A 25260-nucleotide genomic window follows, 5' to 3' on the forward strand; every position below is an offset into this window, starting at 1 on the left:
CGCAATAAGGCAATGCTTGCCCGACATATAATTGCTAGGAAGGGCCCGATGCGCCGCTTTTTGCCAGACACCTTTACCATGCTGCTCGTGTTGACCGTGCTGACGGCATCCGTGTTTCCCGTCCATGGCGCAGCTGCCGGCTATTTCAGCATTGCCACCGATATCGCCATCGCCCTGCTGTTCTTCCTGCACGGAGCCCGCCTGTCGCGCGACGTGGTGATTGCCGGCGCCCTGCACTGGCGGCTGCACTTGGCCATCCTGCTCACCAGCTTCGTCATCTTCCCGGTTCTGGGCCTGCTGATGGGCTTTCTGGTACCGACCATCCTGCCGCAGACGCTTTACATAGGCATCCTCTTCCTCACCGTGCTGCCATCGACAGTGCAGTCGTCGATCGCCTTCACCTCGATTGCCGGCGGTAATGTGCCGGCCGCCATCTGCGCCGCCTCCGCTTCCAATATCTTCGGAATGTTCCTGACACCGCTGCTGGTCGGACTGCTGTTTACAGTCGGTGGCCACGGCGGCGGCGGCTTCTCCTGGACCGTGCTGGAGCAGATCGCCCTACAACTGCTGGCGCCCTTCGTCGTCGGTCAGATCCTGCAGCCATGGATCGGCAACTGGATCCGCGCCAAGAAGAAAATCCTCATGCCGGTCGACCGTGGCTCGATCCTGATGGTCGTCTACTCCGCCTTCAGCGCCGCTGTCATCGAAGGCCTGTGGCACACGTTTTCACTCGGCGACATCATCACCGTCATCATTGCGGACATGCTGCTCCTCGCGGTGGTTATCTGCATCACCATGTTCGGCAGCCGGGCACTCGGCTTCTCGCGCGCCGACGAGATCACCATCACCTTCTGCGGCTCGAAGAAGAGTTTGGCCAGCGGCGTGCCGATGGCCAGCGTCATCTTCGCTGGCTCGCCGATCGGCGCCATCGTCCTGCCACTGATGCTATTCCACCAGATCCAGCTCATGGCCTGCGCCGTGATCGCCCAGAAATATGCCGATGCCGCTAGCCGCGCTACCGCACGCAAGGAAGAAGAGGCGCGGCGCCTGCAGGACACTGCCGACGCAACGACACCAGCCTGATCCGATCAAGCGGCGACAAAACACAGAAAAGGCGGCGCCCACCCGGACGCCGCCTTTGTCGTGTGGATGTGAACTCGTTTAGTTGACGTGTGCCTCGATCGACTTCGGTGCATCGACGGGTTCTGCGGCGATGGCGATCTTACGCGGCTTCATCGCTTCCGGGATGTTGCGCAGAAGATCGATATGCAGCAGGCCGTTCTTCAGCGAAGCCGCCTGGACCTCGACATGGTCGGCAAGCTGGAAGCGGCGCTCGAAGGCGCGCTTGGCGATACCGCGGTAGAGATATTCGCTACCCTCGGCAGCATCATCGCTCTTCTCGCCCTTGACGGTCAGCACATGGGCATGCGCCTCAAGGCTGAGCTCGGTTTCGTCGAAGCCGGCCACCGCCATGGTGATGCGGTAAGTTGCCTCGCCGGTGCGCTCGATGTTGTAGGGCGGGTAGGTTTGTGCCTGATCGGGCTGCGACAAGGTGTCGAGCATGGTGAACAGGCGGTCGAAACCGACGGTAGAGCGATAGAGTGGGGAAAAATCAACGTGACGCATTGGTGTCCTCCTGTGAGCGACGATTGCGGTTCATATGCCCCGGGGGCCCCGTTCTGGCAGCCTTGGGACGGTTTTACAGACCCTCTCGGCGTCCGTGAAAAGGAGATGGGAATGGCCTTTGGCGACTTCAAGAGCCCGCAACGCCCCGCGATAATTTTCCGTGAACCGCCGATGAACAGCCGGTTCGGCTGGGGTTCAGCGCCGCGCTGATACAACTCACACATCGGATGACTGTCCGTGACTGGAGTGTATCGTCCCTTCGTCTTCAGTCAGCTCGGCCGGCCTGCGGCCATCTCGATTCCCGTCAGGCCGGCCTTTTTTCCGCTCGCAGTTATACTTATGCGACAATCCATGCGTTATGTTTGGCGGCTTGAGCGAGGCCCTTTCAGCTGTGACGGAATCAATTCTCTTTTCGACCCCCGACAACCCTGTTCCAGACAACAGGACCGAGGGCTATTTCACCACCCATGACGGCCACAAGCTGCGCTATGCCATTTTCCGCAGCAGTCATGCCGTGGCCAAGGGTACGGTCATCCTGCTGCATGGCCGCAACGAGTTTATCGAGAAATATTTCGAAACCATCCGCGAGCTGACGGATCGCGGCCTTTGGGTCGCAACTTTCGACCTGCGCGGCCAGGGTGGCTCCGGTCGGCTGATAAAGCATCCAAGCCGCGGCCATGTGCGGCGCTTCTCGGATTATGAGCACGACCTTGAGGACTTCATGGAGCACGTGGTGCTTCCGGACACGCGCCTGCCGTTCTATCTCGTCGCCCACTCGACCGGCGCACTGATCGCACTTTCCGCAGCACCGCGACTGACGGGCCGCATCGAGCGCATGGTGCTAAGCGCACCTTTTGTCGGCCTCACCGGCCAGAGCGCATCGCCGCGCGTGATCCGGTTCATGGCGAGCGCCGCCTGCGCGGTCGGCCTCGGCAGCATCCCGCTCAATCGAAAATCCAAGGAAAGGCCCTTTGCCACAAACCTGCTGACATCGGACGAGCAACGTTACGACCGCAACAGCGCCATTGCAGCGGCCCGCCCCGACCTCGTGCTCGGTCCACCCTCCGCACGCTGGCTACAGCAGGCCTTTCAAACGATAGACCGTGTCTCGCAGCCCGAGCACCTGTTCTCTATAGCCATCCCGACTTTGCTGCTGGCACCCACCCGCGACGGCATCATCCCCTATGCCGAACAGGAACGGCTCTCGCGCTCCTTCCGCGCAGCCCAGCTAGTGCCGATCGCAGGCGCAAGGCACGAGGTATTCCAAGAAAAAGATGTCTACCGCGCCGCCGCAATGGCAGCGATCCACGCCTTCATCCCAGGAAGCGACGCCGAAGCTAACACCGACCCGGTTGGCTCGGGGCTTTGAAGTTTGATCAGGGCGCCAGTATCCTCAACGCCTCTTCGTGGACCGCTCGGCTGCCGGCTGCGATGATCGAGCCGCCCTGTTCGGGGCGACCGCCTTCCCAGGTGGTGATGATGCCGCCTGCCTGCTCGATGACGGGAATGATGCCGCCGACGTCGTAGGGCTTGAGGACATTCTCGACCACCAGGTCGACATGGCCGGCCGCCAGCAGCGCATAGGCGTAGCAGTCGGTGCCGTAGCGGAACAGTCGCACCTGCTGCTCGATCTCGCGGTATTTTTCCATCTCGATACCGGCGAAAAGGTGCGGCGAGGTCGTGAACAGGATCGCTTTCGACAGACTGCCGCAATCACGGACCTGCAATTGCCTGTCGCCGCCCGGGCCGGTGTAGCTCGACCGGCTGCCGTCTGCAAAATAACGCTCGCCGGTAAAGGGCTGGTCGACAAGCCCCATGATAGCGCGGCCATTGCGGTAAAGTCCGATCAGCGTTCCCCATACGGGCACACCGGAGATGAAGGCGCGGGTCCCGTCGATGGGATCGATGACCCACACATGCTCGCGGTCGAGGCCGACATTGCCGTATTCCTCGCCGAGAATCCCATGGTCGGGAAACCTGTCCGTGATCAGCGCACGGATCGCCAGTTCGGCTGCTCGGTCGCCTTCGGTTACCGGATCGAATCCGACGGCTTCCTTGTTGACGACATCGATGCCGGCGCGAAAGCGGGGAAGTGTCTCTGCCTTGGCAGCGTCGGCGAGCTCGAAAAAGAAGGCGCGGTCAGGGAGCATGGCAAATATCCGATCGATGCGAGAGGCTTTTCATAGACATTAAATTTGACGATGCAAACGCGTCCCGTCCAACTATCGCCTCGCCTTTAAAATAGGCACTTCAAAATATGCTTGACAATTGTGCATCGCAATATTAGACAGGATCTACAGTCTTCTGACTGTAAATACCCTCCTTGGGTGTTTCCTCCCTAGACTTAGCCGCCTTCGGGCGGTTTTTTTTGCTTGAATTTCAGAGCGTTAGCGATTTTGAGGCTTTCTGTTGTCCGATATCCGTCAAATTTTATGGCTTTTGACGGATGTGGGGACTTTAGTATTTTCGCTACTTCTACCACAGGACTATCTTGACCGCCCTTCGTCACAATGATGATCATGAACACGTCATACAAAGGGGGAGCCGTGACGTGGTGCATGTAATTGAACGGAAAAATCTAAATCACCTGTTCCACGAGCTTCGGGATGAATGGCATCACTTCAGAACGCTACCAGAACCGACGATAGCGGAAACAATCGATTACCTTACTAAAATGAGTGACGGAGTCGGCAGGTTGATACCGCTTCTCAACGATGCGCCACCAGCTGCCAACATTTTGAAAGCTTCGGGTACTGGTGATCACATGTCGATTCTCGAAACGAAGTACGCTCAATATCATCGCCAATATGTACAACCAGACACATTGGACCAAATGACGCTAGGTGAACTGAAATTGGCGTCTCATGACATCACAAGTATGCTTGAAACCGCCTCCAAGATGATCCACTCAAGCCTCGCCTAAATTTAAGTGTTCCGGTCGGCAATGCCTCCCACGGCGTGGTACATTCTTGTCCACACAGACAGGATCAAAGCTTCATGGGTTACTTTGCCGAACTATTCAAAAATCAGCGCGCCGCATTGGTTCCGCAAGGCGTCATCGCTGTATCACCATCCGACACCGCCGATCTGACGAAACCGATCCGTGGGTTCATGGTCACATCTGCCGGGAACGTCTCTGTGGTCATGTCCGTAGGTTCTGCGGCTGTCATGCCGGGATGCCTCGTAGGTATCCAGTACATGGGCGCGATTTCCCGCATCAAAGCCACAGGTACGACAGCAACAGGGATTGTCGGGTTTATTTGACCGCCTGGCACTTCCGAAACTCGGCATCCCAGTCAATCGTCGCGGATGCCGTGCGCCGATGTTCGGAACGAAACTCGCGCGCCATGGTCGCAACGTTTGGCACCGGAACAGAGAATCTCTCGCTGATCGCCGTATATTCATATCCTGCGTCATAAAGTTTGAGGAACGTAAGCTTTTGCTGTTCCGTCAACCGCTCTTCTGTTCTTTGCATGCCAGCCAATGGCTGTTCTCCTTATATAGATAGGCCCGCCGCGACAGGGCGACGCAGCGGGCCGTTTGCACGCTGGGAGGACTGGCTGTCTGACGACCATTCTCAGCGCTGCAACTTTAATTAGTGGGACAGGCCGATCTGCCTTGCTTGGACTGCCTGCTTTGCAGCATCTTCCTGATCGTACAATTCCGCAAATTTCTTGTTGTCCATCAGCTTGCGGAAGCTCTGCGTCTCGGTCAGGTCGTGCTTTTCCATATGCAGACGAAGCATATCGTCGGTGGTCTTTGGTGTTTCGCTCATGTTGCGATCCTCACTTTTTCTGAGTTGTTCGGCCATGTATTCATTGGCCCGTCGCCTGACATCGGGCGAGATTTTCATAATTTCTTCGCTGACCTGAGCAGCGGACTTGGTCAGCGCCACGCGAGCATCGACGTTCGCGCCGATGTTGACGAGCGAAAGTTCAGTGATTTCAAGATTTTTCAAAGCCGTTGGTTCGCCAGACTTCATGATGGTCACAAGGGCATTGCTCTGAGCAGGCCTGTCAACACCACTGATTTCGGCGATACGCAAAGAGCGGACGATGCTGCGTTTCATTTGCGCCCCGCCTTCGCTGTCAAATCGCCGAACATATTTAAACGTGCCAAGTCATGCGCCTGCAGCTTCATTGCACCTCTCAACGGTGCGCGAGTAAAGTGACCAACACCACTAGCGGTAATCGCCGAAACAATAACATTAGAATGTTCGAATGCATTTCCGAACCCAATGCGCTCTGGAATGAGTCGCTGAATGTCGCGAGCTAAGTTTCGACGTGTCGCCAGGCGTTCACTGCATTCCAAAAGCAATCGATCAATCGAAGCAGACTCAGCGACCAGCATGCGCGCCATTTCGGTCGCTTCGTCCATCCGCTTGCCGCGATCCGCATCGTCGGCGGCAAGCTTCTGCTCTGCAGATATCCGATCAGCCTGAGCGACCTGTTCAGCAAGCTTGCGTCTGGCCTGTTCATAGAATGCATCGAGCTTCAGCAACTCTTCATGCGGATCGGGGTCGGCGATGGCCTGCTTCGTCATGTACTGTGGTTGCCCTTAAAATCAATATCCACAGTAAATACTTATTTTATAATTGATTGCAAGCGATAAATACGTTGTCACGTGTCAACTATACTTACCATCATGGTGATATATGTCGACATAGTTGACCGGTTCATCCGACCAGCTGCCATATGCGTCCACAAATGAGGGCGGTGCGAAGGTGACGGTGGAGCGATCTGGCTTCATGACCAGTTGAATACAGCCACAGAGGGCGTTGGCAGCGTCGTCCGTACCGTTCTTGGGATGGTCTACGCTTTCACGGCCTGAATTCGCCATGCGACGCTCTAAGTTCTTTAACTCCCGAACTGTTGGCGCTGTGGAGCTATCGGCCATTTCAACACGCCGCTGCATGAACAGTGGCAACGCCTCCAGGTACAGCTGCGACCGGTTCTTCGCTGCCTTGTGATATGTCAGGCCAGCTTTTGTGAAAGCACCTGACACCCATGAACCCGCGAAATTGTCGCCTGTGACTTCGTGAAGATTATATTCTTTACATAGCGCCACAAATTCCAGCGCAACCGAGTTCGGGTCGTGAGGTGCAGGTCGCCAGTAGACCGCATCAGTGATGAATTTTTTGTCGGTCTCATGGCCGATACACAGAACCGACGCGTCATGACGACCAGCGCTCATGTCCACGAACGCGTGGTACTTTCTTACAGTCTTATCGAAGGGCAACACTTCCGGTCGACTGTTGATGATGGCTGCTTCGATGATGTCGTCAGGGAACAACGTTGAAAGGTCGGTTCGCCATGCGGAGAGGTATTCTGACCGTCCAGCTTCAGGGTCGTCAGCTATTGCGGCATCAATGTCACCCTGATCAATGGTCAGATTAAGGTCCGTCGTTTCGGCTTGGATAACGAGGTCAGTCGCCGAATCTTGGCCGTAGTACGATTTCCATCGATCAAACATGAGGCCTGATTTCCGACCTGCCGAACTGATGGCGATCCACAGCCCCTTCGTCGTCAGTGTCGCGGGTGTGATCGCCCTGTACAGTTCAGTATCGTTCGTGTCGCGGAGGAAGCACGATTCATCGATCAATGCGGCGAGCAGTGACTTTGAGCGCACTGTGCGCGGGTCAGCGGCTTGGACGATGATTGCAGTATTGCCCTTCAGCTTGATTTCGTTCGCCGTGACGTTTTCAATTTGCTGTTTGAGGATCGGCGACGATTCGAGGAACGCCAGTGCATAATCGAAGATCGCCGCGCCCTGTTCCTTCGTCGGCGCTAGGATCATGACGTATCCCGTTTCACCAGGCGCAAGCTTGGAACGGTCGGCATAGAGGGCAAGCGCAACACCCACTGCCGCTGACTGACGTGACTTGCCAGAACGTCTGCCGCTCAAGATGTGAAGGCGACGAACCGGCTCGGTCGGAAGGCTGCGGTTGCCCGACACCTTGCGAAAGAACGCGATCTCCTGAGGAAGCAACGTTGAACCAAGACCAAGTGCCGCTTTCCAAACGATGTTCCAATGCCGCCAGTCTTCCAGGTTACCAAGCGCCGCACCGATTAGATGCTTGTCGGTGAGGGCACGAATGATATTCGCCTGTGCTGTCATGGCTGCCCACCGTTGCCGTAGGTCGATCGCATGTAGGCATCCAGGTCGAGGGTCTTGGTCATTTTTGTCATCCCGCCACACATCGCAGCTGTACGATTGCGGGTGTTGGTAAGCGTCGACAGGTCCGACAACTGAACGTGGGGATCACCGGACAATAGGCGAGCGTGCAAGTCGTTGAGCAAGGCGGTCTGGACGGCAACCGTGGCGATCAGTTCGAGCTTCAATGCCGACAGCGTTTCAGCGCCTCCAGCATCCGCAATGATAGCGTCGCGCAAGGCATAGGCGGCGCGTGCGGCGTTCGTCCTGCCGTCCAGATCATCCAGCCCCATCAGTCGCAGCTTGCCGCCTGTGGGACGCTGTGTGGTGACGGGACTCGATGTCACATCAATCGACGCGCGGATGGGCGATGAAACGATAGTATCGGTGCGGCAAACGCCTGGTAAATCCACTATATTTTCTCATTCGTTTGATGATCACAGAGAGCATATCATGACGACGATAAAATAGATAGATATATCAATATGTTAAATCGTATCAAAGCGCATCAAAAAACGCCTAACATGGGCGTTTCATCACTACGGCACGCCAAGGCGTAGAAAAATGTCTTCTGGTCGGCCTGTCCGTAGGTTCACGTTTCAAACGTCAAAAGCTGTCAATGATGACCACAATCCCCAACCGTCACGAACTGCTGTCGCTATGAACAGTGTTTGTCGTCATGATCACAGGGGGAATCTCCCTCACTCCCTCACTCCCTCACGTTTTCCACGACCCTCCGCCTTTGTCTGCCGCCCACTACCTACAAATTATAACTACCCTACAAACTTACCTACTTTATGGGGGAATGAGGGATATAATTCTTAAAAACCTATAATGATCAATAGTTTACATCATACCCTCAAGGCTTTTCCGATGAGGGAGGTTGAGGGAGTGAGGGAACGAAAAACCCCGCCGAAGCGGGGTGATTTATCATAACGTTGTTCCCGGCAATCCAGGTGGGGGAAACATGCGTTCGAAGACGACAGCATCGTTCCGTTTCACCTCCGTCAGCAACCCGTCTCGCTCTTTCCAATATGCAGCGGCTTGCTGAGTCTTAGCGTAGACCGCCACCTTCTTCTTGTTGCCATGTGCAATAGACCAGTTCTTGCCGTCGCGGACGCCGACGCGATGAGCAACGTTTTGAACGACCTTCCGGCACACTCCTTGCCATTCCTCCGGCAAGCGCCAATCATGCGACGGTGCGGCATCTGCAATCAATGCCACAACCTGGGCGGCAGTGAAAACATTCGACGGCATTTCCTCCAGTATCTCCGCAACGGCCCGATCAACGTCAGAAAGCGCGGCGTCCGCCATGTCGAGCTTTGCATCAGTGAGAGGCGGATCGACGTATGGTGAGTAGTCGCCGATATCGAGCGCGCGAAGGTGTTGAGCGAACGCGGCGATATTTGCCGGATCGGAAACCCACTGATGGAATTCAAATCGCAACGCCTGTGGCATTCGGTCACCATTTTGTAGAATGGCAAATCGTCGATCATCTGCAGGGATAGCAATAGCGTCGCGGTGGTTGGTGCAGATGACGTAGCTCGCAAAGGTCCAGGCCGCGCCATTCGAGCCGAACTTGCGCTTCACCCTGATTTGTCGCGCTGCCGGTTCTACAAGCGATTTTAGGGCGTCGTAGGCTTTGCGACGTTGGGAGTAACGCGGCGATGTCCCGTCGTCCGAAGCTTCATCGACTGTCACGATCAGCGAGTCGGCGGCAAAATCGTTGAATTGCGATTGGCCGTCGCGGCCCGTTAGGTCGGATAATTCGACTTTCGACACGTACCGCGATCCAAATAGCGCAGGAAAAAGCTGGTTTGTCAGCGATCCGCGACCTGTGCCGTGAACACCGTGAGCCACCATGATCACACCGACACCCGGAATTGAAGGCTGAAGGAACTTGTGGGCAAGCCACTTTAGAAACCACGTCCGCTCCGCATGGTTCGGCAGCAAGTGTTCGAAAAACCGAAGGGATACGTCAATCGTACCGCCGTTGTCGGTATGGGCGGGCGGGTAATATGTGTTGATGAATGATTTGCCGCCCTCCATGAAGGTTGGGACAGGACGATCAGGGCGCATCATCAACCCGTCCACCGTTAGGCGGTCGCGCCGATATTGCCAAACGTGCGCCGGATTGACGGGCTTGCCGTGATCGTCCGATGTGCAATATTTCATCATATCGCGCTTGAAGTTGTCGAACCCCATACCGGCATTCGCGTCGTCGGTATGCACAGGGACAACGCCTCGCGCTGACGCGGGAAAGTAGGCATATTGCTCGACAAGGTCGTCTACCGTCACAGATTTGGACGAATGGCGATACTTCGGATTAGAATAGACAGTGGTAGTGCGCGCAATCACCTTGGATATGGTTTGCAGGCGATATGTGTCGCGGTCCCACTTCTCCGCCCGGAAGAGCGCTGACTGACGGAAAAGTCTATCGATACGGGCAGCATCGTTACCAGTGTACCACGCGAGCTTCGCAACTAATCCGGCATCTGCTTCCGAGCGATTGAAGGTGTCGCCACTGTCGGATGGAAAGCGAAGGGCGAGTGCCGCCTCGTTACCATCCCACATATCACGGGTGGTCGCGCTGAAGGCACCTTTGATCGACGGATTCTCCGCCCGCATTATTGCGATGAGTTCGGCGTCATCTTCAGGTCCGCACCAATCAGCGATGGGGCCGCTGGAATGTTGAGGCGTGTTGGATGTGACCAATTCATCGGCGGGGAACCTGCTGAGGATATCCTGTGCGGTGGTCACAACGCCACTGAAAGGAACAAGTAGGCTGGCGAGCGAGGGGACATATCCGGCTTGGCGCTTCTTAATAGAGCCATGATTTGTTAAGCCAACGAGTCGGAGAAGACGGTCGCAGTTCCATGTGTGGTCGCCACGGAACGCTGTGCGAAGTCCTTGGTTTGCCTGTTCGGTGACATCCTTGTCGGTGGCCAACGTTGTCAGCCAGATCGCCTGTACGCCACGACCTGAGTCAATGATATATGACGGCGCGAAACGGGTGTGAAGATCGGACAAGACCGCAGTTTTGTCGAATGTTCCACCGTCTTTCGGCGGATCGATATCGACGTGAAACCCACGAATGCCAACGATATCGGCCTTTGTTGGCTTCTGGTTCAGACCAGGCATGACCTTGTTAAATGTGAAGTAGACGTTTCGCCGCACGTTCTGTGCCAACGCCCATGCCGCTGCTGCCTGCCAGTCATCACCGAACCACTTTCCAGTGATGCTCGCTGGTTCTACATCCGCTTCAATCGAAACAAGGTGAATACCGCCTGTCTGTGCGAGGTAGTCACGTAAAAAGATAACGAGGTCATGCGGTATCGGAGACGCGCCGACTTGAAGGTCAGCGCCATTGCTGTTATGTATAGACATATGCACCCTGCATGTTTAGGCCCGCTTTGCGTCTCCGGTCGCTTGCGGGCTATTTTTTTAATTAAGATTTGACCTGAGAGGTCACGACCTTGACGACAATATCGTTCAACGCTTCGCGAACCGCGTGACCCGACTCTTGCCCGACGACATAAACAAAGACCAAATCTAATGTCGGGTTGTAGTCGACCATGGTCACAAAGGCGGGATTGACGTAAAAAATCGACCCGTCATTCGAATTGGTGAGACGGATCATCGTGCTGCACTCCGCGAAACGGTGTCAGTTTTCGATGCAGCAAGCCACGCGTCGACATCGGTTCGTTCGAAAAGCGTCTTTCCGCCAATTTTGGTGATCTTCGGTGCGGCGTGACGATTGATCAGATTATAAACTGTCTGTGGAGTAGCTCGGATGGTCTTCGCCAATTCGGCAATAGTTATAAACTCTGGCATCATTTTTATCCCGATTGTTGAACTCGGGTTGAATGTGACGGCCTTGGATAAATTTCACTAGTTACAGAAAATAGGAGCGTTTTACTTGAGCTTCGATTTTGACCGTTGAATCAACGTACTAGCGCCCATCATATGAGCGTGGGCAACCTCATCGCCTGACTGTGTCTCAGCATCTTCTACCGCCATTCCCATCGCCTTAAGCTCGCTCTTTCGCTGCCGAAACTGCTCCTTGGCCAATTCATGAAATCGCGCCGTTCGCCACGTCTTGCGCGGTCGTCCTTTGCCAACCATTGGGGGCTTCAGCCACATATCGACCGACTCCTCCAAAGTCTGCGAGGCGTGAACGAGATGATGATGTATACGCTGAACAACTGGATGTGGAATTTTGAGGACTTTCTCACCCACCAAAAAGGCTTCCAATTGCTGCAATTCTAACGCCTCGCGAATATCAAGCAACGTCAGCCCGTCAACTGACCCAAGTTCCGACCAGATCGATTCCGGACGCCGCGTCATGCGGCAACCATGAAAACGTCTTCATCCCGTTCGGGGAACGCTTCTTCGATGAATCTTGCATAATGCTGCTCAATCATCTCGACGCCAGTGTCGTGACGCTTCGCAACTAACAGGGTAGGAATACGCATTTCGATGGCGCGGCAAATCGAAGAGTGGCGCAAGGCGTAGGGTGTGACATTTGATGGCAACTGCGCACGATCTCTAATGGAAATCCATGGCTTCGATAGGTCCACAGACTGCCATGGCCCTCGCCCAACTTCGATCCACTCCCACCCCTGCTTCACCATTCGACGCCGCTCAAGCAGCGTAGCGTTACGGGAACGGGAAAGAATTGGCTGCAGGGCAGCGGTAACGTGAGGATCGACACGGCGCTTGGTCGCATCGTCAGCCCGCGTTTCGGATTTGTTGCCCTTGCGCGAGCCGGGGATATTTAAACGATTGGCTGAAATATCCACATCGGACACCCGCATTCTCGCGATCTGTGAAAGCCGCATCCCCGTTACGGCGAGCAACAACACCATTCGGTAGAGGTCGCCACCCTCACCCCTCTCGATGTCGATTTCAAGCGCGGCGGCAATCACCCGTTTGACTTGTTCATCGGTGAGAATTTGATGTCGAATGTCATCGGTTTCCGCGTCGTCCGTGTTCGGCTTTTTGACGATCGCAGGCAGCGTGCCTTTCTTGATCTCAAGACCGATTTGGACGACGCTTGCGAAATTCGATGGCAGTTTGTCGGACCAGCGTTTTCCAGCGGCGTTCAAGGCAGCTTTCATATCATTACGCACTCTCCTGATTGTCGCTGGCGAGATATTTCCGACCATACCTTGCACCCATTCGGACAAGTCCCGATTGGTTAGGCTGAACAGCGGCACAGCGGCGATGGGGGCCGAAAGAACATGATTACTCATGTTCCCGTTGAATCCCGACTTCACGTCATCACGGCCACGCAGTTCGCGTGTTTGATTGTCCCGCCTAGCGCCGTATTCTCGAATAGCATCGGCTACCGACAATGGCGCACCATCAGCGACCATCTTCAGTTTCGAAAGCTCCGAACTACCGATTTCTTCAGCCTGCGCTTTTGCGCTGCTGAAATCCTCCTGATCGGGCTTTGTATCATCAACCAATCCGAATACGCGTTGCTTATATTTACGGTCACCAACGTACCAACGTACCAGCCATGAATCCCCCCGCCGAGACTGTCGATAGCCGAGATGGATGTCCGCCCTGACCTGGTACCAATGCGGCCCCGGACCATCTAACTTGCACAGGGATGAACGCTGTGTTGCGGTCTTGATTTTCGCGTCTGCAAGCGTCTTTGCCATCGAGCAATCCATCGAACGATCTGATATCCGTCAAATAATAGGCCGTTTGATGGGCTTTTACAAGGGTTGAGAGATTTTGACATTAGTCTTTATATATCAATGACTTGATATGGAGAAATATTGACAAATTTGGAAAATGTTGCGGTCGCCGAACGCCGACAGATATACCCTCCTTGGGTGTTTCCTCCCTAGACTTAGCCGCCTTCGGGCGGTTTTTTTTGACCTGATTGTTAACGAGCGGGACTACTCGGCCGCCAGCGCGCGGTCGTTGCCATATCGTGCAACGTGCTCCGCCATCTGCCTGATGAAGGCCGTGATAGCACCCGTCATCAGGCCGAAATCGCTGCGCTTTTCCAGGGTCATCTCATCGACGTACAGCGCCCGGTTGACCTCGACCTGGAGCGCATGCAGACCACGCGAAGGCCGGCCGTAGTGCTCGGTGATAAACCCGCCGGCGTACGGCTTGTTGCGCACCGCATGAAACCCGAGGCCATCGAGAATATCCATCGCCGCATGGGAGAGATCGGCAGACGCACTCGTTCCGTAGCGATCGCCGATGATGAAATCTGGACGCGCGTGGCTGCCGGCGACACGAATATTGCCGGGCATCGAGTGGCAGTCGACCAGCACACCGAAGCCGAATTCCAGGTGGGTGCGGGCCATCAGGCGGCGCAGGGCCGCGTGGTAAGGCTTGTAGATCGTCTCGATCCGGTGGAGCGCATCGGCCACCGGCACCCGGCTCGCATAGATTTCCATGTTTTCGGCAACGATTCGCGGAATGGTTCCGAGCCCGCCGGCAACCCGAACCGAATTGATATTGGCATAGGACGGCAGCGCACCCTCGAACATGCGCGGGTCGAGCTCGTAAGGTTCGCGATTGACGTCGATATAGGCGCGGGGAAAATTGGCTATCAACAGCGGCGCACCGAGTGCGCTTGCGGCCGAGAAAAGCTCGTCGACATAGTGGTCCTCCGAGCGCCGGATGGCAACACCCTGTAGTCGTGATTGCGCAATGAACTCAGGAGGATAGATGCGACCACTATGGGGCGACGAGTAGACAAAGGGGATGGTCTGCGACACCGGTTCGAGTATCTCGAAAATCTCGAAACTTCCTACGTCTGCGGGCATCCACGTCTTTACCATGTCAAGAACTTTTCGCAGGTGTATGTTGCCAGTTGCGCACCACCAAGTCCATAGTATGTATGAACTTCAATGTGACCGTCGGCGCCGCATTCATCGCTTGTTTACGGACCGCGACTAACGTGAACGGCTTATTAGCCGCGAGAGAAGATAGTGATTGACGGTCCAATAATGACTCAGAAGATTTTGCTTGCCGAAGACGACAACGACATGCGTCGTTTCCTGGTGAAGGCCCTTGAAAAGGCCGGCTACAAGGTATCGTCCTTTGACAATGGCGCCAGCGCCTACGATCGGCTGCGCGAGGAACCATTTTCGTTGCTGCTGACCGATATTGTCATGCCGGAAATGGACGGAATCGAACTGGCGCGCCGCGCCACCGAACTCGATCCGGACCTCAAGGTGATGTTCATCACCGGCTTTGCCGCAGTCGCCCTCAACCCCGATTCGAAAGCGCCAAAGGATGCCAAGGTGCTTTCCAAGCCTTTCCACCTGCGCGAACTGGTGGATGAGGTCAACAAACTGCTTGCCGCATAGGCAATCTCGGCGGCTGGATCAGAAAACTTAAAAAAGGCCATTGACGGCCCCCAGGTTTTTTGATCTATGCGCCGCCATCGGATGGGCGTATAGCTCAGCGGGAGAGCACTACGTTGACATCGTAGGGGTCACAGGTTCAATCCCTGTTACGCCCACCATCCTTTTTCAAGGGCTTAGCGAGAGATCGCTGAGCCCTTTGTCGTTGGGCCATAGGCTGCATGGCCCCTGCCTCCCCGGCCCCCTTCGCCTCGCATCTCCCCGGTTCAGTTTCGCGCGTGGCCTTCTCAAAGCCTGATGCCGCTCGTCATTTATTGAAAAGAGATATGCTTAACAAAACAGCTACTCAGGGATGTATTGCAGATCAGGATCGGAAAAATCATCGCACACTAACCATCTCCAAGTATAAGAATAAACTCTATGCTTTCTCCGAGTTAAGATTGTAATTGACTAATTTCAATTATAGAGATTTAGAGCGAATCAATAGCGCATTTGAAAGTGCTAAAGCCGGGTTATTCCGGCCGTTAAATGAAAATTTACAAGTTCTCCAATACATAGTTGTATATCGCGGCACTGCTAATGAAGAATCAGTGCCTTCGATTGTGTGAAAACAGATTCCGGATTGGCACTGCTGCTATTGCGTAGTGTTTTATTCCGTGGCGTGGGGATCAGAGCTGTAACGGCTTTTGACGCATGATGCTCTCCTAACGTGTTGGCTTATACGAGCCATGTTCTGCGTAACATCTATTTCTCCTGACGAATCCCGATGGCTGATGCTCATGACGGCAATCACGCCTGTTAGACGGTGGGAGAACGATGTCTTGCATTCCGTTAACCCGAGGGGCACGTTTCCATGACTTCCATCATTTCTTCCTTGTCAGCCACGCAGATCCAGAATCTTTCCACAGCCACGATAGCGAGCCTGAAAACCGCCGACATCGCAGCGCTGAACTCGACCCAGATCAAGGCCTTGAGCTCCACCCAGCTCGGCGCCATCACCACAGACGACATGCAGGCCTTCAGCTCGACGCAGCTGGGCAGCATTTCGGCAGCTGCCGTCGTCGGCCTTAGCGCCGCCCAGCTCGGCATTCTCTCCTCCGTGCAGGAAGCCGGACTGAGCTCGACCGCGATCGCCGCGCTGACAACCCAGCAGGTCGCCGATCTAACCACCAGCAACGCCGTCGCGCTGACCTACGGGCAGATTGCGGCACTCGGCACGAAGATCTCGGCTCTGACCACCGATGACGTCGCTCTGCTCTCGACCGGCCAGATCAGCGCAATGACGACCGCCCAGGTCGGCGCCCTCACCTCCGACCAGCTTGGTGCCCTGACGACGACCGAAGTCGCCGCGCTGAGCACAAAGCAGATCGCAGCCCTCGAATCGAATGACATCGCAGCACTCTCGTCGGATAACATCCTGGCCCTCTCCAGCGGCGCACTTGCTGCCATCACCACCAAGGCTCTCGCCGGCCTGTCCAGCGCCAATCTCGCCCTGCTCAGCTCCGACAAGATCGGTGCCCTGACGAGCGGCCAGATGGCAGCCCTAAGCACCGACCAGATCGCTGCCCTGACCACCGACCAGACCCCTGGCCTGAAGAGCTCGCAAATCGCCGCTCTCTCCACCAAGCAGATCGTCGCACTCTCCACCGGTGATATCGCTCTCCTCACCACCAGCCAGATCGGCGCGCTCACCACAGCCCAGGTTGGCGCTCTGACCTCCGACCAGCTCGCCGCCCTGACGACAACGGAAGTTTCCGCCCTCAGCAGCAAGCAGATCGCCGCCCTGGACTCCAGCGACATCGCGGCCCTCTCTTCCGACGATATCCTCGCCCTCTCGACTGGCTCTCTCGCTGCTATCACCACCAAGGCCATTGCCGGTCTTGCCAGCGCCAACCTCGCTCTCCTGAGCTCCGACAAGATCGGTGCCCTGACGAGCGGTCAGATGGCGGCCCTCAGCACCGACCAGATCGCAGCGCTGACCACCGACCAGACGCCGGGCCTGAAGAGCTCGCAGATCGCAGCCCTCTCGACCAAGCAGATCGTCGCACTCTCCACCGGTGACATCGCTCTCCTGACAACCAGCCAGATCGGTGCCCTGACATCGGCTCAGGTCGGCGCCCTCACCTCCGACCAGCTTGGTGCCCTGACGACGACAGAAGTCGCCGCCCTAAGCAGCAAACAGGTCGCAGCGCTGGAATCGAACGACGTCGCAGCCCTCTCCTCTGACAACATCCTTGCCCTTTCCAGTGGCGCACTTGCTGCCATCACTACCAAGGCCATTTCCGGTCTTGCCAGCGCCAACCTCGCCCTGCTCAGCTCCGACAAAATCGGTGCCCTGACGAGCGGCCAGATGGCAGCCCTAAGCACCGACCAGATCGCTGCCCTGACCACCGACCAGACCCCTGGCCTGAAGAGCTCGCAAATCGCCGCTCTCTCCACCAAGCAGATCGTCGCACTCTCCACCGGTGATATCGCTCTCCTCACCACCAGCCAGATCGGCGCGCTCACCACAGCCCAGGTTGGCGCCCTGACCTCCGACCAGCTCGCCGCCCTCACGACGACGGAAGTTTCCGCCCTCAGCAGCAAGCAGATCGCCGCCCTGGACTCCAGCGACATCGCGGCCCTCTCCTCGGACGATATCCTCTCCCTGTCGACCGGTGCCCTGGCTTCGATCACCACCAAGGCCATTGCCGGTCTTGCCAGCGCCAACCTCGCCCTGCTCAGCTCCGACAAGATCGGTGCCCTGACGAGCGGTCAGATGGCAGCCCTCAGCACAGACCAGATCGCTGCCCTGACCACCGACCAGACCCCTGGCCTGAAGAGCTCGCAGATCGCAGCCCTCTCGACCAAGCAGATCGTCGCACTTTCCACCGGTGATATCGCTCTCCTCACCACCAGCCAGATCGGTGCCCTGACCTCGGCTCAGGTCGGCGCCCTCACCTCCGACCAGCTTGGTGCCCTGACGACGACAGAAGTCGCCGCCCTCAGCAGCAAACAGGTCGCAGCTCTGGAATCGAACGACGTCGCAGCCCTCTCCTCGGATAACATCCTTGCCCTCTCCAGCGGCGCACTTGCTGCCATCACCACCAAGGCCATTGCCGGTCTTGCCAGCGGCAACCTCGCCCTGCTCAGCTCCGACAAGATCGGTGCCCTGACGAGCGGCCAGATGGCAGCCCTCAGCACCGACCAGATCGCAGCGCTCACCACCGACCAGACCCCTGGCCTGAAGAGCTCGCAGATCGCAGCCCTCTCGACCAAGCAGATCGTCGCACTTTCCACCGGTGATATCGCCCTGCTGACGACCAGCCAGATCGGCGCGCTCACCACAGCCCAGGTTGGCGCTCTGACCTCCGACCAGCTCGCCGCCCTGACAACGACGGAAGTTTCCGCCCTCAGCAGCAAGCAGATCGCCGCCCTGGAATCGAACGACATCGCAGCCCTCTCCTCGGACGATATCCTCTCCCTGTCGACCGGTGCCCTGGCTTCGATCACAACCAAGGCCATTGCTGGCCTTTCCAGCGAGAACCTTGCCCTGCTCAGCTCCGACAAAATCGGTGCCCTGACGAGCGGTCAGATGGCAGCCCTCAGCACCGACCAGATCGCAGCGCTGACCACCGACCAGACGCCGGGCCTGAAGAGCTCGCAGATCGCAGCCCTTTCGACCAAGCAGATCGTTGCCCTTTCCACCGGTGACATCGCTCTCCTCACCACCAGCCAGATCGGTGCCCTGACCTCGGCTCAGGTCGGCGCCCTCACCTCCGACCAGCTTGGTGCCCTGACGACGACAGAAGTCGCCGCCCTCAGCAGCAAACAGGTCGCAGCGCTGGAATCGAACGACGTCGCCGCCCTCTCCTCGGATAACATCCTGGCTCTGACCAGCGGCGCCCTGGCTGCTATCAGCACCAAGGCTATCGCCGGTCTCTCCAGCGGCAATCTCGCCCTCCTCAGCTCCGACAAGATCGGTTCGCTGACGAGCAGCCAGGTCGCTGCCCTCAGCACAGACCAGATCGCAGCGCTGACCACCGACCAAACCCCTGGCCTGAAGAGCACGCAGATCGCCGCTCTCTCGACCAAGCAGATCGTCGCACTTTCTACCGGTGATATCGCTCTTCTGACGACCAGCCAGATCGGCGCGCTCACCACAGCCCAGGTTGGCGCCCTGACCTCCGACCAGCTCGCTGCCCTCACGACGACAGAAGTCGCCGCCCTCAGCAGCAAGCAGATCGCAGCGCTGGAATCGAACGATATCGCAGCCCTCTCCTCGGACGATATCCTCGCCCTCTCGACCGGTTCGCTGGCCGCCATCACCGCTAAGGCGATCACCGGTCTTGCCAGCGAAAATCTTGCCCTCCTCAGCTCCGACAAGATCGGTGCCCTGACGAGTGGCCAGATTGCAGCCCTCGGCACCGACCAGATCGCTGCCTTGACGACAGATCAGACGCTTGGCCTGAAGAGCACGCAGATCGCGGCTTTGACGACCAAGCAGATCGCGGCCCTCTCAACCGCAGACATCGCTCTGCTCAACAGCACTCAGCTCGGCGCCCTGAGCTCCACTCAGATCGCCGCCCTGACAACCGAACAAGTCGAAGCACTGACCTCAACGGAAGTCTCGCAGCTCAGCAGCAAGCAGATCGCGGCCTTCGGCTCTGAAGACATCGCAGTGATGTCGACGGACGACATCGCAGCCCTGACAAGCTCTGGACTGGCGGCCATCAGCACCAAGGCGCTGGCCGGCCTGTCGACGGACGACATCGCGGCGCTGAGCTCCGCCAAGCTGTCCGCCCTCACCACGGCTCAGGTCCAGTCGCTGACCACCACGCAGGTTGACGCGGTCATCGCCGCCTACAACGCAGTGTAATCCAAACGGCGCGGCGCAGGCCGCCCCGACAAGACCAGGACGCCGCGCAAGAAATTGCGCGGCGTCTTCTTTTGTAATGTCGGCTGCAAATTCCCTTCAAGGCTCCGGCAAAGGCGAGCGCCAGCCCGACGCAAGCTAGTCTAGGTAGCAAGACGAAAGCGCCTTGTGCGCCGGCTCAAACGATGGCCGCCAGGCCGCATCTTCGTAGGATCGTCATGACCATCAATGTCGCATCGGCCACGGCTCAGCTCCCCCTGCTCACTAATGCGCTCGAGAAGGCGCGGCAACGACAGCTTGCTCTCGGCGATCTGTTCAACATCGCAACTATCCTTAGCAACGGCGGGCACCAGTCCCAGGCCGTCGAACTCTACAAGGGCTGGATCGCCTATAACGACGGCAATCCGCTGCTGCATCTCGCCTATTTCAACTATGCGGTCGCGGCGAACGTGATGGGCGATCGGGCGGGCGCAATCAATGCCTTTCGCGCCTGCCTCAAGCTCGATCCGCAGTTCGGCCCGGCGCATATCAACCTTGGCCGCGTCCTCGAGGACAGCGGACTGATAAACCCTGCCGTCGAGCAGTGGCGTTCCTACGCCGAGATCACTTCCGATATCACGGCCGACCGTCTCGGCCATCGGCTGATGACCCTCAAGCACATCGGCCGCGTGCTGGAAGGTGCCGGCAGGATGGAGGAAGCGGAAAAGGTTCTGTGGCAGGCCATGGAGCTTCAGCCCGAAAAGACCGACGCAGGCCAGCATTGGACATCGCTACGTCAGCGCCAATGCAAGTGGCCGGTGCTGGTCCCTTCGGAGCATGTCTCGCTTCGCCAGTTGCTGGATGCCGTCTCCCCCCTGACGCTCGGCTGCTACGCCGACGACCCGCTGTTCCAGCTTGCCAAGGCGCATCGCTACAACAAGTCGCTGATCGGGCAGCCCGATCTCGACGAGGCCACTGCCAACACCGTTCCGCGCCACAAAACAGGAACCGGCCAGCGTCTGCGCGTCGGCTATGTCTCGTCGGACCTGCGCGACCACGCAGTCGGCTTTGCCCTCAGAGAAGTGCTGGAGTTGCATGACAAGAGCAGCGTCGAGGTCTTCGCCTACTATTGCGGCGACCGGCGCACCAACGATGCAACGCAGGAGCGCATCAGGAACGCTGTCGATTGCTGGCGCGATATCGCCGAAATGAGCGACGCAGATGCCGCAAAGCTCATCGCCAAGGACAAGATCGACATCTTGATCGACGTCAACGGCTACACCAAGCTCGCACGCACCAAGATTTTCGCCTATCGCCCGGCCCCGGTCGTCGTCAATTTCTGCGGCTATCCCGGCTCGCTGGCCAGCCCGTTCCACCAGTATATCATCGCCGACGAGCACATCATTCCGCCCGCGAACGAGATCTACTATACGGAAAAAGTGCTGCGTATCGCCTGCAACCAGCCTATCGACCGAAAGCGCCAGATCGACGCGCGCCCGACCCGCGCAGAGGCCGGCCTGCCCGAGGATGCCTTCGTCTATGCCTGCTTCAACGGCATGCAGAAGATCACCGCCAACTGTTTCGACCGCTGGATGACGATACTGTCGGAAACGCCCGGCAGCGTGCTTTGGCTGCTTGCCGACGACGACACGGTCAACCAGCGGCTTCGCGAAATAGCCGCGAAAAGAGGCGTCGATGCCGACCGCATCATCTTCGCAGCAAAAGCGCCCAATCCCAAGCACCTCGCGCGTATCGGACTGGCGGACCTGTTCCTCGATACCTTCCCTTACGGTGCCCATTCTACAGCAGCCGATGCCATTACCGTCGGACTGCCGATCCTCACCGTCTCAGGCAAGACATTTGCCTCGCGCTTCTGCGGCAGCATCGTCGCCGCAGCCGGGTTGCCCGAACTGATCTGCGGCGGCCCGGACGAGTATGTCCGCCAGGCGATAGCCTTCGCGCATGATCGGAAAAGCCTGCAGGATGTCAGGGACAGGCTGCAGAGCCAGCGCGAAACGAGCGTGCTGCGCGACATCCCCGGCCTTGCACGCCGTCTCGAGCAATTGTTCTGGGAGATGCAGGACGAAGCCGAACGCGGCGAAACTCCCGTGCCGGATATGCGCAACCTCGAAATCTACTACGAGATCGGCGCCGACATTGTCCTGACCGACGTCGAGTTCGAGGACGAGATCGCCTACCGCAACCGATACCTCGAAAAGCTCGGCCAGTTGAACGCGAACACACCCATTCCGTTCGATCGCCGTTTGTGGACCGAGCCCGCCGAGTAGCAACTATCAGGAGAGGCGCACCGCCGGCCCCCCTCCCTCGACACCTGGCGCCCCGTCATTGAACTACACTCTCGTCCAGAGCGCGTGATCGAGAGGCTTAGAGGAGGCATCGCTCGTGAATTCCGTGATTTTGGCACGATACAACGAATCCCTCGACTGGATTCATCAAATCCCGGATGATTTCGACATCATCATCTACAACAAGGGCGAGAAGATCGTCGCGCCCGAGGTGCTCGATCGCGCCTTCCGCATCATCGATCGACCGAATGTCGGTCGCGAATCGGAGACCTACCTTCATCACATGATGACGCAGGTGGGCAACGACCAGGACTTCACCGTCTATGCGCAGGCGGACCCGCACGCCCATAGCCCCGACTTCATCGAGCTTCTAAAGAACTGGCGCGACTGGGATGATGTGCAGCCCTTGTCGTGGTGCTGGATCGCCGAGAACAATATTCCGCCGATAGCCCTGCTGGACGACTATCAGGCCCAGCTTGGTGGACGGTTGCGCGTACGGCCGGAGCGTTTTTCACTAACGGCCTGGGGCGCTCCCGAATTCGTCGATGCGGGCGCCAATGGCATGGGCATGGTCTATCGCATCCTCCACGGCCTTCCGGACGGCGGCAATATCGCAGCCCACTTCCTCAGGCATTGCAAACTCGATCACATCGCCGAAAAAGCCGACCGCCACTCGCTCGGCGTCTTTTCCTATGGCGCCATCTTCGCTGCCCGGAATGCGCGCGTGGCGGCTATTCCGCCGATCTCGCTGAGACTGGCAATCGATTTCTCAACTGCGGGCGTCGTTGCCCACGGCTACATTCTCGAGCGGATGTGGCTGCATATGCTGGGCGTAGATTTCATCCTGCCGAAAAACCAGCCGTCGAAAATATAATAATCTGGACTGCAAAGTCGGCGCAAAACGCGCCGCCGCCGGCTCTGGCTGGCGACGCGTTTGGAGGTCCGGTTACTCGACAAATGTAACGCATGCGCTTGACGATCGTCACCAGGTCGCCAAATAGCTGTTACATCAGATCGAGGAATAATATGACAGCTGACCTGGACCAGGCCATGACCGAATTCGTCCGCACGGCCGCAATGCACGTGCTTGAGATCGATGCGGAAGATCGGGACGACTATATCAACGGTCTACACGAAAGCTGGGTCAGCATCGGTCTGCAGTCGGGCATGGACGACGCTGCAGCCCATGAAAACGCCGATCTCCTGGCCGACAGCACCCGTGAAATGGTATCCGCGATCGAAAAGAGCGGAGGCGCAGGCGGTGGCACCGCCTGAACCAGGTTGACGTTGTAGCCACTCTCATCGCTTTATCGAGCGGCGCACAGCTTATCTATCGATGAAGTGGTCCAGCCCGAGCGTGATCGGCAGTGCGGAATAGACACCGCGGTCGATGAAATTGTAACGGGCAAGGCAATTCCGCATGGCGACCGTATGGATGTAGCTGTGCACATCGCTGGAGCCGCGGTCGGGCCGGCTGGCTTCAACTGCGCAATAGTCCGACGCCCTGTCGAATTTTGCCGCAAGGGTTGGGGTCTGGTCGACGGGACCGCCAAAATAGTACTGATATTCGCCCGGGCTTGCAGCGGCCGAAACGCAAGCAAGACTTAAGGCAAGTCCCAATCCAAGCATAATCTTCATGATGGCTCTCTCTGTCACGACCGAACGGCACGATTGCCCGGTTCGGAATGCTGACCGCGCTCTTTTGTTCCATTGCAGGCGGCCGGCGCCTGATGTTACTAAGCCGGGGTTAAGGAGTTGTCCATGTCACGCGCCATCGTCTTTTCCGTCATCATCATCATGGCTCTGCTGTCGATCGCCGGCAGCCTCATAGGGTCCGCGCGTCTAATGGGCTGGTTCTAAAACGCCAACCGAGCACCGTTTTCGACGAAATATTTGAAGCCTGTGTGACAACGGAACATCCGCCCGTACCGACGCGTTGCCCTTGCAGTGACTGCCGCTGTCATAATCGAGCCGCGTACGCGAGGAAAGCCAATGCCGGGATTTCGCAAGATGATCGTCGTGACAGCCTTTGACCGCGATGCGGATGGCAGGCTCGAACCAGCCTTCGGCCCGCGACAGATGGAAACGGAAGAATCAGCTGTCTACGCTGCACAGACGCTCATCAACGATCACGCAGGCGTGGTGGCATGGAGCCGCGAGGCAAACCCTGCCGTTGGCGAGGAAGGCCCGACGATCATCCTCTACCAGCATGGCCAGATCCCGGAATTCGATTGAGAGACGCCGCGATGACCACTTTGCCCAAAGATATCGACGAGGCCCTTGCGCGGTATATGGCAGACCATGGGCTAGGTCGTGATGCAGCCGTCTCGAAAATACTCGCTGAATGGCTCGGCGCCCATGATTACATTGGCGACGACGGGACGGCACAACCCGAAGACACGCAGCAAACTGTGCAGTACCCGGAATTTATGGATGACGCGTCAGGCGGCGCAGGCGGCTAGAACCGCAGTCGTGCCAAAACGGCATGCGCGCCTTGGAGCGCACATGCCGGAAAAACATCAATCGAGGCTTGGGCACCCGCGCACGTTGCCGAAAACCATCTCGTCCGGCCCGCGACGGGTGAAGCCATCTACCGTTATCCGACGCGGAGAGACGTCAACGACGTGGGCGTGCCGAAGCCCGTTGCGACTGGCCATGGCGACGGCCTGACGAGGATCGCATCCGCGCCTTCCATAGTCGCGCGGCGGAGGACGATCATAGTCAGGGCGCGGACGATGGTAGCCATATTCCGGCTGCGGAGCATCCTCGTCGTCCTGCTGGTAATCCGGCGGTGGGGGACGGTGGCGTCCGATTTCAAACTGGACGTCCTGCGCTGCGGCCACCGGCGGCAAGGAAACAACTGTGCCCCCCATCAGCATTGCGGCCAAAATGGCCGTCGAAATTCTCGTTTTCATGGTCCCCTCCTCATTGATCCCGACCCGCGGCGAACCGCGTCGAGCGATGATACCCTTTAATCTGAGCGGAATGAACGGGTCTGGAG

Annotated in this window: 26 protein-coding genes and 1 tRNA gene; 12 read left to right on the forward strand and 15 right to left on the reverse strand. The window is 57.6% G+C overall.

Features of this window, described 5'->3' with window-relative positions; translation table 11 throughout:
- Positions 1–48 precede the first annotated feature (48 nt).
- Positions 49–1083, forward strand: a complete 1035-nt coding sequence (locus J5289_RS16200) for a bile acid:sodium symporter family protein (protein WP_209184891.1) — start codon at positions 49–51, stop codon at positions 1081–1083.
- Between the two features lie 78 nt (positions 1084–1161).
- On the opposite strand, the gene J5289_RS16205 is transcribed toward J5289_RS16200, so the two are convergent.
- Positions 1162–1626 (reverse strand): Hsp20 family protein, encoded by a 465-nt coding sequence (locus tag J5289_RS16205; protein ID WP_142830570.1) that lies wholly within the window; start codon positions 1624–1626, stop codon positions 1162–1164.
- Between the two features lie 391 nt (positions 1627–2017).
- On the opposite strand from J5289_RS16205, the gene J5289_RS16210 reads away from it, so the two are divergent.
- Positions 2018–2995: an alpha/beta fold hydrolase gene (locus tag J5289_RS16210; protein WP_257623388.1), complete on the forward strand. Its 978-nt coding sequence runs from the start codon at positions 2018–2020 to the stop codon at positions 2993–2995.
- 7 nt (positions 2996–3002) lie between these two features.
- Here the strand turns inward: J5289_RS16210 and hisN are convergent, their stop codons facing one another.
- Positions 3003–3776 carry a histidinol-phosphatase gene (gene hisN / locus J5289_RS16215; RefSeq protein ID WP_209184893.1) on the reverse strand — a complete coding sequence of 258 codons (774 nt, stop codon included), beginning with the start codon at positions 3774–3776 and terminating at the stop codon, positions 3003–3005.
- A gap of 401 nt (positions 3777–4177) precedes the next feature.
- On the opposite strand from hisN, the gene J5289_RS16220 reads away from it, so the two are divergent.
- Positions 4178–4549 carry a hypothetical protein gene (locus J5289_RS16220; RefSeq protein ID WP_219276560.1) on the forward strand — a complete coding sequence of 124 codons (372 nt, stop codon included), beginning with the start codon at positions 4178–4180 and terminating at the stop codon, positions 4547–4549.
- A 74-nt stretch (positions 4550–4623) separates the two neighbouring features.
- On the forward strand, positions 4624–4890 hold the full coding sequence (locus tag J5289_RS16225) for a hypothetical protein (RefSeq protein ID WP_209206466.1): 267 nt from the start codon (positions 4624–4626) through the stop codon (positions 4888–4890).
- On the opposite strand, the gene J5289_RS16230 is transcribed toward J5289_RS16225, so the two are convergent.
- The 11 genes from J5289_RS16230 to J5289_RS16280 all read right to left on the reverse strand — a co-directional run bounded on the left by J5289_RS16230 (position 4883) and on the right by J5289_RS16280 (position 14576).
- Entirely contained in the window at positions 4883–5110 is a 228-nt protein-coding gene (locus tag J5289_RS16230; protein ID WP_209206465.1) for a hypothetical protein, read from the reverse strand. The two genes, J5289_RS16225 and J5289_RS16230, sit on opposite strands and share 8 nt — an antisense overlap.
- Before the next feature lie 111 nt (positions 5111–5221).
- Positions 5222–5695: a hypothetical protein gene (locus tag J5289_RS16235; RefSeq protein ID WP_209206464.1), complete on the reverse strand. Its 474-nt coding sequence runs from the start codon at positions 5693–5695 to the stop codon at positions 5222–5224.
- Positions 5692–6168 (reverse strand): hypothetical protein, encoded by a 477-nt coding sequence (locus J5289_RS16240; protein ID WP_209206463.1) that lies wholly within the window; start codon positions 6166–6168, stop codon positions 5692–5694. Before J5289_RS16240 ends, J5289_RS16235 begins: the two co-directional genes overlap by 4 nt.
- A gap of 84 nt (positions 6169–6252) precedes the next feature.
- Positions 6253–7743, reverse strand: a complete 1491-nt coding sequence (locus J5289_RS16245; protein ID WP_209206462.1) for a terminase — start codon at positions 7741–7743, stop codon at positions 6253–6255.
- Positions 7740–8126 carry a hypothetical protein gene (locus J5289_RS16250; RefSeq protein WP_209206461.1) on the reverse strand — a complete coding sequence of 129 codons (387 nt, stop codon included), beginning with the start codon at positions 8124–8126 and terminating at the stop codon, positions 7740–7742. The genes J5289_RS16245 and J5289_RS16250 overlap by 4 nt, the downstream gene beginning before the upstream one ends.
- Positions 8127–8709: 583 nt before the next feature.
- Positions 8710–11166 (reverse strand): DUF5906 domain-containing protein, encoded by a 2457-nt coding sequence (locus J5289_RS16255; RefSeq protein WP_209206460.1) that lies wholly within the window; start codon positions 11164–11166, stop codon positions 8710–8712.
- A gap of 61 nt (positions 11167–11227) precedes the next feature.
- Positions 11228–11419, reverse strand: coding sequence for a hypothetical protein (locus tag J5289_RS16260; RefSeq protein ID WP_209206459.1), 192 nt, complete (start codon positions 11417–11419; stop codon positions 11228–11230).
- The gene (locus tag J5289_RS29845) at positions 11416–11616 is read right to left on the reverse strand and encodes an AlpA family transcriptional regulator (protein WP_209206458.1); all 201 of its coding nucleotides are present in this window, start codon (positions 11614–11616) and stop codon (positions 11416–11418) included. The genes J5289_RS16260 and J5289_RS29845 overlap by 4 nt, the downstream gene beginning before the upstream one ends.
- A 78-nt stretch (positions 11617–11694) precedes the next feature.
- Entirely contained in the window at positions 11695–12126 is a 432-nt protein-coding gene (locus J5289_RS16270; RefSeq protein ID WP_209206457.1) for a hypothetical protein, read from the reverse strand.
- Positions 12123–13448 carry a tyrosine-type recombinase/integrase gene (locus J5289_RS16275; RefSeq protein ID WP_209206456.1) on the reverse strand — a complete coding sequence of 442 codons (1326 nt, stop codon included), beginning with the start codon at positions 13446–13448 and terminating at the stop codon, positions 12123–12125. Before J5289_RS16275 ends, J5289_RS16270 begins: the two co-directional genes overlap by 4 nt.
- A 243-nt stretch (positions 13449–13691) precedes the next feature.
- On the reverse strand, positions 13692–14576 hold the full coding sequence (locus tag J5289_RS16280; protein WP_209184894.1) for an N-formylglutamate amidohydrolase: 885 nt from the start codon (positions 14574–14576) through the stop codon (positions 13692–13694).
- A 183-nt stretch (positions 14577–14759) separates the two neighbouring features.
- Between J5289_RS16280 and cpdR1 the strand changes: the two genes are divergently transcribed.
- The 6 genes from cpdR1 (at position 14760) to J5289_RS16310 (ending at position 23534) form a co-directional block, all read left to right on the forward strand.
- Positions 14760–15122 carry a response regulator CpdR1 gene (cpdR1, locus tag J5289_RS16285; protein ID WP_111162680.1) on the forward strand — a complete coding sequence of 121 codons (363 nt, stop codon included), beginning with the start codon at positions 14760–14762 and terminating at the stop codon, positions 15120–15122.
- Positions 15123–15205: 83 nt separating this feature from the next.
- A tRNA-Val gene (locus J5289_RS16290) sits at positions 15206–15280 on the forward strand.
- Between the two features lie 692 nt (positions 15281–15972).
- Entirely contained in the window at positions 15973–19977 is a 4005-nt protein-coding gene (locus J5289_RS16295; RefSeq protein ID WP_209184895.1) for an S-layer family protein, read from the forward strand.
- Between the two features lie 215 nt (positions 19978–20192).
- The gene (locus J5289_RS16300) at positions 20193–22241 is read left to right on the forward strand and encodes a glycosyl transferase (RefSeq protein ID WP_209184896.1); all 2049 of its coding nucleotides are present in this window, start codon (positions 20193–20195) and stop codon (positions 22239–22241) included.
- Between the two features lie 115 nt (positions 22242–22356).
- On the forward strand, positions 22357–23133 hold the full coding sequence (locus J5289_RS16305; RefSeq protein WP_142832550.1) for a hypothetical protein: 777 nt from the start codon (positions 22357–22359) through the stop codon (positions 23131–23133).
- 152 nt (positions 23134–23285) lie between these two features.
- Positions 23286–23534, forward strand: a complete 249-nt coding sequence (locus tag J5289_RS16310; protein ID WP_111222036.1) for a hypothetical protein — start codon at positions 23286–23288, stop codon at positions 23532–23534.
- Positions 23535–23585: 51 nt separating this feature from the next.
- Here the strand turns inward: J5289_RS16310 and J5289_RS16315 are convergent, their stop codons facing one another.
- Entirely contained in the window at positions 23586–23897 is a 312-nt protein-coding gene (locus J5289_RS16315; RefSeq protein WP_142832549.1) for a hypothetical protein, read from the reverse strand.
- Between the two features lie 354 nt (positions 23898–24251).
- On the opposite strand from J5289_RS16315, the gene J5289_RS16320 reads away from it, so the two are divergent.
- Both J5289_RS16320 and J5289_RS16325 read left to right on the forward strand, forming a co-directional pair.
- Positions 24252–24494 carry a hypothetical protein gene (locus J5289_RS16320; protein WP_142832548.1) on the forward strand — a complete coding sequence of 81 codons (243 nt, stop codon included), beginning with the start codon at positions 24252–24254 and terminating at the stop codon, positions 24492–24494.
- 11 nt (positions 24495–24505) lie between these two features.
- Entirely contained in the window at positions 24506–24721 is a 216-nt protein-coding gene (locus J5289_RS16325) for a hypothetical protein (RefSeq protein WP_209184897.1), read from the forward strand.
- Between the two features lie 57 nt (positions 24722–24778).
- On the opposite strand, the gene J5289_RS16330 is transcribed toward J5289_RS16325, so the two are convergent.
- Positions 24779–25174: a hypothetical protein gene (locus tag J5289_RS16330; protein ID WP_209184898.1), complete on the reverse strand. Its 396-nt coding sequence runs from the start codon at positions 25172–25174 to the stop codon at positions 24779–24781.
- Positions 25175–25260: the final 86 nt, after the last annotated feature.

Origin of the sequence: Rhizobium sp. B230/85, assembly GCF_019355735.1 — a bacterium.
Lineage (GTDB): Bacteria > Pseudomonadota > Alphaproteobacteria > Rhizobiales > Rhizobiaceae > Rhizobium > Rhizobium rhododendri.

Excerpts from the sequence above, each read along its gene's own strand:
- J5289_RS16325 (WP_209184897.1), top strand. The coding sequence starts at position 24,506 with ATGACCACTTTGCCCAAAGATATCGACGAGGCCCTTGCGCGGTATATG.
- J5289_RS16200 (WP_209184891.1), top strand. The coding sequence starts at position 49 with ATGCGCCGCTTTTTGCCAGACACCTTTACCATGCTGCTCGTGTTGACC.
- J5289_RS16225 (WP_209206466.1), top strand. The coding sequence starts at position 4,624 with ATGGGTTACTTTGCCGAACTATTCAAAAATCAGCGCGCCGCATTGGTT.
- J5289_RS16310 (WP_111222036.1), top strand. The coding sequence starts at position 23,286 with ATGACAGCTGACCTGGACCAGGCCATGACCGAATTCGTCCGCACGGCC.
- J5289_RS29845 (WP_209206458.1), bottom strand. The coding sequence starts at position 11,616 with ATGATGCCAGAGTTTATAACTATTGCCGAATTGGCGAAGACCATCCGA.
- J5289_RS16260 (WP_209206459.1), bottom strand. The coding sequence starts at position 11,419 with ATGATCCGTCTCACCAATTCGAATGACGGGTCGATTTTTTACGTCAAT.
- J5289_RS16270 (WP_209206457.1), bottom strand. The coding sequence starts at position 12,126 with ATGACGCGGCGTCCGGAATCGATCTGGTCGGAACTTGGGTCAGTTGAC.
- J5289_RS16320 (WP_142832548.1), top strand. The coding sequence starts at position 24,252 with ATGCCGGGATTTCGCAAGATGATCGTCGTGACAGCCTTTGACCGCGAT.
- J5289_RS16275 (WP_209206456.1), bottom strand. The coding sequence starts at position 13,448 with ATGGCAAAGACGCTTGCAGACGCGAAAATCAAGACCGCAACACAGCGT.
- J5289_RS16235 (WP_209206464.1), bottom strand. The coding sequence starts at position 5,695 with ATGAAACGCAGCATCGTCCGCTCTTTGCGTATCGCCGAAATCAGTGGT.
- J5289_RS16240 (WP_209206463.1), bottom strand. The coding sequence starts at position 6,168 with ATGACGAAGCAGGCCATCGCCGACCCCGATCCGCATGAAGAGTTGCTG.
- J5289_RS16255 (WP_209206460.1), bottom strand. The coding sequence starts at position 11,166 with ATGTCTATACATAACAGCAATGGCGCTGACCTTCAAGTCGGCGCGTCT.
- J5289_RS16300 (WP_209184896.1), top strand. The coding sequence starts at position 20,193 with ATGACCATCAATGTCGCATCGGCCACGGCTCAGCTCCCCCTGCTCACT.
- cpdR1 (WP_111162680.1), top strand. The coding sequence starts at position 14,760 with ATGACTCAGAAGATTTTGCTTGCCGAAGACGACAACGACATGCGTCGT.
- hisN (WP_209184893.1), bottom strand. The coding sequence starts at position 3,776 with ATGCTCCCTGACCGCGCCTTCTTTTTCGAGCTCGCCGACGCTGCCAAG.
- J5289_RS16245 (WP_209206462.1), bottom strand. The coding sequence starts at position 7,743 with ATGACAGCACAGGCGAATATCATTCGTGCCCTCACCGACAAGCATCTA.
- J5289_RS16295 (WP_209184895.1), top strand. The coding sequence starts at position 15,973 with ATGACTTCCATCATTTCTTCCTTGTCAGCCACGCAGATCCAGAATCTT.
- J5289_RS16205 (WP_142830570.1), bottom strand. The coding sequence starts at position 1,626 with ATGCGTCACGTTGATTTTTCCCCACTCTATCGCTCTACCGTCGGTTTC.
- J5289_RS16330 (WP_209184898.1), bottom strand. The coding sequence starts at position 25,174 with ATGAAAACGAGAATTTCGACGGCCATTTTGGCCGCAATGCTGATGGGG.
- J5289_RS16280 (WP_209184894.1), bottom strand. The coding sequence starts at position 14,576 with ATGCCCGCAGACGTAGGAAGTTTCGAGATTTTCGAGATACTCGAACCG.
- J5289_RS16315 (WP_142832549.1), bottom strand. The coding sequence starts at position 23,897 with ATGAAGATTATGCTTGGATTGGGACTTGCCTTAAGTCTTGCTTGCGTT.